This is a genomic window from Lactobacillus helsingborgensis, assembly GCF_003173695.1.
Classification (GTDB): domain Bacteria; phylum Bacillota; class Bacilli; order Lactobacillales; family Lactobacillaceae; genus Lactobacillus; species Lactobacillus helsingborgensis.
Genome location: NZ_CP029544.1, coordinates 1,848,816 through 1,856,015, shown reverse-complemented (window position 1 = coordinate 1,856,015; position 7,200 = coordinate 1,848,816). Strand labels below are relative to the sequence as shown.

General features: G+C 36.4%; 7 protein-coding genes. 5 read left to right on the top strand and 2 right to left on the bottom strand.

From position 1 onward, the window contains the following. Positions 1 to 92: 92 nt before the first annotated feature. The gene (locus DLD54_RS08765; protein WP_158593343.1) at positions 93 to 569 is read right to left on the bottom strand and encodes an ABC transporter ATP-binding protein; all 477 of its coding nucleotides are present in this window, start codon (positions 567 to 569) and stop codon (positions 93 to 95) included. 32 nt (positions 570 to 601) lie between these two features. Beyond that, a complete protein-coding gene (locus DLD54_RS08760) occupies positions 602 to 1,486 on the bottom strand; it encodes a helix-turn-helix domain-containing protein (protein ID WP_038524833.1) in 885 nt (294 codons plus the stop codon). A 698-nt stretch (positions 1,487 to 2,184) separates the two neighbouring features. Between DLD54_RS08760 and rpmH the strand changes: the two genes are divergently transcribed. The 5 genes from rpmH to mnmG all read left to right on the top strand — a co-directional run bounded on the left by rpmH (position 2,185) and on the right by mnmG (position 7,014). Continuing rightward, positions 2,185 to 2,325 (top strand): 50S ribosomal protein L34, encoded by a 141-nt coding sequence (rpmH, locus tag DLD54_RS08755; RefSeq protein WP_003549412.1) that lies wholly within the window; start codon positions 2,185 to 2,187, stop codon positions 2,323 to 2,325. 52 nt (positions 2,326 to 2,377) lie between these two features. Continuing rightward, positions 2,378 to 2,746 (top strand): ribonuclease P protein component, encoded by a 369-nt coding sequence (gene rnpA, locus DLD54_RS08750; protein ID WP_109918978.1) that lies wholly within the window; start codon positions 2,378 to 2,380, stop codon positions 2,744 to 2,746. Position 2,747: 1 nt separating this feature from the next. Beyond that, on the top strand, positions 2,748 to 3,611 hold the full coding sequence (locus DLD54_RS08745; RefSeq protein WP_046327842.1) for a membrane protein insertase YidC: 864 nt from the start codon (positions 2,748 to 2,750) through the stop codon (positions 3,609 to 3,611). A 106-nt stretch (positions 3,612 to 3,717) separates the two neighbouring features. Continuing rightward, positions 3,718 to 5,103, top strand: a complete 1,386-nt coding sequence (mnmE, locus tag DLD54_RS08740) for a tRNA uridine-5-carboxymethylaminomethyl(34) synthesis GTPase MnmE (RefSeq protein WP_109918977.1) — start codon at positions 3,718 to 3,720, stop codon at positions 5,101 to 5,103. Between the two features lie 12 nt (positions 5,104 to 5,115). Beyond that, the gene (mnmG, locus tag DLD54_RS08735; RefSeq protein ID WP_109918976.1) at positions 5,116 to 7,014 is read left to right on the top strand and encodes a tRNA uridine-5-carboxymethylaminomethyl(34) synthesis enzyme MnmG; all 1,899 of its coding nucleotides are present in this window, start codon (positions 5,116 to 5,118) and stop codon (positions 7,012 to 7,014) included. The last annotated feature ends 186 nt before the right edge of the window (positions 7,015 to 7,200 follow it).

The following is a 7,200-nucleotide window of genomic DNA, read 5'->3' as shown; positions in this document are numbered from 1 at the left end:
AGCAGAAGTGCAAAAAGACATATTTGAAAAATAGCAAATATGTCTTTTTGGTTAGTTAATTTTTTACGGCATTCTGCATTAACTTTCGTTAATTATTGCCCCTTTTTGAGTACAATTTGGTAGTCTGCTGCCTGGGCCAGTTTCATATCATGAGTGACCATGATGATAGTTTTATGGTGCTCGTGCTGCAATTTTTGGATCAGTTTCAGCACATGAAGAGCAAGTTGCGGATCAAGCGAGCCAGTCGGCTCATCGGCAAGGATTAGCTTACCGGGTTTTAAAAATGCACGTGCTAACGCAACGCGTTGCTTTTCGCCAACTGACATTGTTGCAATCGTATCATCCAGCCGGTTTTGCAATCCGACTTCTGCCAAAATGTCTGTAATTTGTTTGTCGGTTTTATTTTTGGGAGCGTGGCTAAAGTTTAGGGCTAACTTGAGATTCTGTCGCACGGTCATGTTGGAAACGAGCGCAAACGTCTGAAAGAGGTAATTGATGTCATTGCGTCTCGCTAAAGTTGCTTTTCTGCTGTTAACCCCTGGTGCAGCCTTGTTATTTAATGTAATCAATATACTATATTTTATAAAATATAATTATATGGTTACTGTATCCAATGACATGTATTTAAACCATCATTCAGCTCTTGATTACTAGTTTTAGCTAAAGTATATAATATTTGTAATATCTGCTTATCTTTAAACATCTCCGACAAATTAAATTTTGGATTAACAGCAATTCCTATTTGAGGTATACCGTCAATAATTGTTATTGGAGGATCAAATTGTAGATGTTCATCTTTTATGAATTTATTTGATTCTTTATCTATTTTTCCTTCCAATTTGTTTTCATCTATTAAAGAAGTCATGACATTAATCATCATATAGTTTTTAGTATTACTGTTTTTATTAATTTTATTTTCTGAACAAAACAAAATACTACTGAAGAAATTTTGAGATTTTTTAGAATTATCGTTCCACTGAAATAGTTGAATTACTTTAGTTAAAGTTCTATTAGCATTGCGATTAATGCTTTTAATTTTATCTATTATTTCTGACAAATTTCGTTTATCATTTTTGGGGTTATCATCATAGTCATCAAATGAGACTATAAAACTTGATATAGGAAGTAAGTAGGTAGTTTGACTAGGATGGTCATCATATCTTCGTATAATTAGCCCTAGATCAATTAGCTGAGAATTCCAATTATTAATACTTCTTTGACTAACGTCTAAATCTTTTGCAATCTTAGCTATTGATGGCCAGCAATCGCCAGTATCATTTTTTGAATGAAATCCATAGTATAAGTAAAGTCTTATTGCACCAGTTGTCATAAAAGGTAAGTAATCCAATAGTTTTTCTTCAGCTTTAAAAAAGGGAGATTTAATGCCATGATTAAATTCTTTCCATTTTCGATAATTATATTTTATTTTATTACTAGCTTTTTTTTTATCTAAAAAACCTAATCCTATTTTTGCATGATCTATCATTTTTCACTCCTATAAAACTTGAATTTCAATTATTATGTAATAAAAATTTATTTAAAAATAACGCATAGCAATAGCTACACTATTGCTATGCGTTAAAATTAGTGATACACTATCTCTGACTGGAGAGGTTAGAATACAGACCCGTAAAAGTATCACAATAACTCCTTATTCCACCTAAGGTGCACTTAGGTACGGGTCGGAGTTATTAAAATATTTGGAAAGGATCACCTCCAAAAGCTATCTTATTATTAAGATGGCTTTTTTTAAATTTATTTCTAAACCAAAGTAATAAACTACTTTTGTTTAGTTAATGTGATTATATTATGAATTAAGATTATTTGCAAGAACATTTTTTCCAAATAAGACCAATCAAGCTGTTAGATAAATTCATCATAGTTATGAAAAAAAATGCGTATAAACTAAAATAATAACTATAATAGTAACTAAAGTGTTAACTAGAGTATTAACTAGATTAAATCAACAAAAACGAAAAAATTTTATCTACAATTTAAAACTAAAAAAAAGTTTGTTCACATTGAGATTTGTGCTTTTTGCTCCAGCTAATTTTAATATAATTAAATTCTTTTTAGTTTTGAAATTCGCAATTTTTTGTCTTTTTGCTTGGTTTTTTACTTTAATCATGGTATTCTAGATATTAAATTGTGCAGTCTGCATACAAAAATTGGAGGTGTAGTTTAATGACAACTAAAAGAACTTACCAACCTAAAAAGCGTCACCGTTCAAGAGTTCATGGCTTTATGAAACGGATGAGTACATCTAATGGCCGTAAGGTTTTGGCTAGACGCCGTGCAAAGGGTAGAAAAGTCTTATCTGCTTAAACCACTGAAATCCCAGTGGTTTTTTTAATTTATAAGAGTGGAATGAAACGTTTTGAGAAAGTCTTATCGCGTTAAAACAGAAAATGATTTTCAAACAGTTTTTAAGTCGGGCAATTCAGTAGCCAATCGGGCCTTCGTTATTTATCAATTAGATAAACCGGAAAATGAACATTTTCGTGTTGGTATTTCCGTTGGTAAAAAAGTCGGTCACACTGCTGTAGTCCGCAATCGCCTCAAACGTTATATTCGTGCTGTTCTTACGGAAAACAGGTCTTTAATCAATCCCCAGATTGATTTTTTAGTAATCGCTAGACCTTATGTGCGTAACTTTAAATGGGTGGACGTTCGTAAGAACCTATTGCATGCACTCTTTTTAGCCAATATAATTAAAGAGATACCGAATAAAGTTGAGGAAGATTAGAGTGAAAGACATTTTAACCAAAAAGAATGTCAAGCGTCTACTTGTGCTGCTGACAGTAGTTGCTTTAGCAGTTGTTTTAACAGGTTGTGCGTCATCTAACAATACAGAACCCGTTTCACATACAAGCGGCAGCTGGTGGAATCGCTGGGTTATTTATTATATGTCCACGTTTTTACTTTGGCTGTCTAAATTAATTGGTAACAACTACGGTTGGGCAATTATCATCTTTACTGTTATTGTGCGGCTTATTTTGTATCCTCTTAGTGCCATCCAAATTAAAAGCACTACTAAGATGCAAAAAATTCAGCCTGAGATGGACGCTCTTCGTAAAAAGTATCCTGGTAGCGACACAGAATCGCGTACTTTGCTTTCGCAGGAGACTAACAAATTATATAAAGAGGCTGGAATTAATCCTTATGCTGGCTGCTTGCCTTTAATTATCCAAATGCCGGTTATGCTTGCTTTATACGGAGCAATTGCTCAAACACCGCAGCTTATGACCGGACATTTCATGTGGATGGATTTGGGTGTACCCGACCCGTACTATATTATGCCGATTTTATCTATGGTTTTAACCTTCTTATCGACATATATCAGTCAGTTGTCAACACCGAAGGAATCACAAACTCTGTCATCTAAAATAATGACTTATGGTATGTCAATCATGGTTGGTGTAATGGGTATTTATTTCCAATCAGCTATTGTAATTTACTGGGTAGTTTCAAACTTATTCCAAGTAATCCAGACCTTCATCTTGCAGAACCCGATTAAATACCGCCGTGAGCAGGAGGAAAAGGCACGCCAAGAGCGTGAACGCAAACGGCAGTTGAGAAAGACTTATAAACGGCTGAAACGCAAAAAATAATTTTTAATCTAAAGTATTGATTTAGATAAAGTAGTCAAAGTGCTTTATCCATCATGATTATTCATGGTGGAATAATGCGCTTTTTTTATTGAAAAAGGAGAAAATCATGGCCCAAACTTTAACGGAGTTTGATACGATTGCAGCAATTTCAACACCAATTGGTGAAGGTGGCATTTCTATTGTCAGAATGTCTGGTGAAGATGCAGTTAAAATTGCCAATCAGGTTTTCAAAGGTGCTAATTTAACTAAGGTACCAACACATACTATTCATTATGGGCACATAGTTGATCCAATAAACGGGCAAGTCATTGATGAAGTTATGGTTTCTGTGATGCTTGCTCCTAAAACATTTACCCGTGAGGACATTGTTGAGATCAATTGTCATGGTGGTATTGTTGTTACCAACCATATTTTGCAATTGTTATTGAAAAATGGTGCGCGGATGGCTGATCCCGGCGAATTTACTAAAAGGGCATTTGTTAATGGCCGGATTGATTTGACACAGGCTGAAAGCGTGATGGATATCGTGCGTGCCAAAACTGATAAGGCTAGACAAATAGCAGAAAAGCAGCTGGAAGGTGGCTTGCTTGAAAAAATAAGGGCAATGAGGCAGGAAATTTTGGATACGCTGGCTAATGTAGAAGTTAATATTGATTATCCAGAATATGATGCTGATACCGTAACGGCTAAACAAATGACGAGTGTTTCTCAATCAGTTATTAAGAAAATAGATCGCTTGCTCAAAACGGCAAGTGAAGGAACGGCGTTACGTAACGGCTTGGCTACCGCGATTATTGGTCAACCAAATGTCGGAAAATCATCCTTGCTTAATTATCTAACGCAAAGCGATACGGCTATCGTAACGGATGTTGCGGGCACAACGCGGGATACGCTGGAAGAATATGTTTCGGTTAAAGGCGTCCCCTTAAAATTAATTGACACTGCAGGTATTAGGCATACCGAAAACAAGGTAGAAAAAATCGGTGTCGAGCGCTCGAAGAAGGCTTTGGCAAAAGCCGACTTAGTTTTGCTTTTGTTTGATTCAAGTAAGGAACTATCAGCAGAAGATAATGCTTTAATTGCTGCAACAGCGGAGAAAAAGCGGATTGCTATTTTGAATAAGACGGATTTAGGACAAAAAATTACTGCTGCTCAAATTAAACAGCTGACTAAGAGCCCCGTAATCGCTATTTCAATCTTGCAGAAACAAAATCTTGAGCAATTAGAAAAGACAATTAAAGAACTATTTTTCCAGGGTATTGAGAATTCTAATGATCAAGTAATGGTAACCAATCAAAGACAGGTTGGACTATTAGAAAAGGCTAAAAAGCAGCTCCAAGACGTTATTCAAGCACTAAAAGACGAGGTGCCGCTGGATATTGCGCAAATTGACTTCAATGGTGCTTGGGACACTTTAGGTCAGATAACAGGTGAAAGCAGTCCGGATGAGTTGGTTAATGAACTATTCAGTCAATTTTGTTTAGGAAAATAGGTGTGAAAATTAATGATTAAAAGTTATGATTCAAATGATTATGATGTCATTGTAGTCGGTGCGGGACATGCTGGTAGTGAAGCGGCCCTAGCAAGTGCCAGAATGGGGCAAAAGACACTGCTTTTAACTATTAGCCTGGATATGGTAGCTTTTATGCCCTGCAATCCTTCAGTAGGTGGGCCTGCTAAAGGAACGGTGGTACGCGAAATTGATGCCCTAGGCGGTCAAATGGGTAAAAACATTGACGCTACCTATATTCAAATGCGCATGTTAAATACTGGTAAAGGTCCTGCCGTGCAAGCATTACGTGCACAGGCTGATAAATGGCAATACCACGAGCAGATGAAAAAAGTGATTGAGGACACGCCAAACTTAACTTTGCGGCAGGCGACAGTTGATGAACTAATTGTTAAAGATGGAGTTTGCTCAGGTGTAATTACTAATACAGGCGCTAAATATCATGCTAAAAGTGTTGTTTTAACTACCGGAACATCAGCTCGCGGACGCATTTTTATTGGCGAATTGAATTATTCATCTGGTCCCAATAATACTATTCCTGCAATTAAACTATCAGAAGATCTAGAAAAGCTGGGCTTTAAACTGCGCCGTTTTAAAACGGGAACGCCACCACGTGTTAATAGCAATACTATTGATTATTCTAAAACAGAGGAAGAACCCGGTGACAAAATTCCGCGACACTTTTCCTATGAAACTAAAGATGAAGATTATCTCAAGGATCAAGTTTCTTGCTGGATGACTTATACTAATAAAACTACACACAAGATAATCAATCAGAATTTGGCCCGTTCTCCTATGTTTTCAGGAGAAATTAAAGGCGTAGGGCCGCGTTATTGCCCGTCAATTGAAACTAAGGTAGTACGCTTTGCGGACAAGCCGCGTCATCAGATTTTTTTGGAACCAGAAGGAAAAGACACTAAGGAAGTCTATGTCGGCGATTTTTCAACCTCCATGCCAGAAGAAATTCAGCTAGAAATGTTGCATTCAGTAGCTGGGCTTGAAGATGCAGAATTAATGCGGCCAGGCTACGCTATTGAATACGATGTGATTGATCCGTGGCAATTAAAACATACTTTAGAAACCAAAAATATTAAAAACTTATTCACAGCGGGGCAAATGAATGGTACTTCAGGCTATGAAGAAGCTGCTGGGCAGGGACTGATCGCTGGTATTAACGCTGCTTTACGCTCAGCTGGTCAGCCAGGATTTACCTTAGGCCGTGACGAAGCATATATTGGTGTTTTAATTGATGATTTGGTCACCAAGGGAACTGAAGAACCTTACCGCTTATTAACTTCAAGAGCAGAATATCGTTTGATTTTACGTAATGACAATGCTGATTTACGTTTAACTGATTACGGCTTTCAGCTTGGCTTAATCTCTGAAGAGCGTTATTCCAAATTTTTAGCAAAAAAAGAACAAATTGCACAAGCTGCTAATGCTGTTAAAAATATTACGGTTCACCCCACACCCGCAGTACAGGATTATCTTGCAAGTATTGGTGAAGAAAAATTAAAAGCGGGTGTCAAAGCCGACGTTTTTCTTAGAAGACCGCGAGTTAAAGTTGCTGACATTGAACGTTTGACGGGAATGAGTATTTCAAACGAGCGCTACGTGAGAGAACAAATTGAAATTAACGTCAAGTACGCGGGCTATATTAAGAAAGAACAGCAGCAAATTAACAAATTGCATCGCCAAGAAGCAAAGAAAATACCAGTTGATATTGATTACGATGCAATTGATGGGCTGGCAACAGAAGCACGGGAAAAGTTTGCCAAAATCAGACCGGAAACAATTGCCCAGGCTGAACGTATTTCTGGAGTTAATCCAGCAGATATGGCAATTCTAAGCGTTTACGTGCAAAATGGGCGCTATACCAAAATTAACAAATAAATTTAGTAAAAATTTAAAAATTATAAAAAATATTTTTGCTGACTAATCTAGCCCAAAAAATGCACAAATTTTATGGTAATGATCAAACAATCACAAGTATTGATTATTGCTATTATCAAAAAGTTATAAATTAATTGTACAACATTGTGAAGATAATATTTTTACAAAGCGCTTACACCTTGCAAT

What these genes read in the sequence shown, in the direction of transcription:
- mnmE (WP_109918977.1), top strand. Translation starts at nt 3,718, where the DNA reads ATGGCCCAAACTTTAACGGAGTTTGATACGATTGCAGCAATTTCAACA.
- rpmH (WP_003549412.1), top strand. Translation starts at nt 2,185, where the DNA reads ATGACAACTAAAAGAACTTACCAACCTAAAAAGCGTCACCGTTCAAGA.
- DLD54_RS08760 (WP_038524833.1), bottom strand. Translation starts at nt 1,486, where the DNA reads ATGATAGATCATGCAAAAATAGGATTAGGTTTTTTAGATAAAAAAAAA.
- mnmG (WP_109918976.1), top strand. Translation starts at nt 5,116, where the DNA reads ATGATTAAAAGTTATGATTCAAATGATTATGATGTCATTGTAGTCGGT.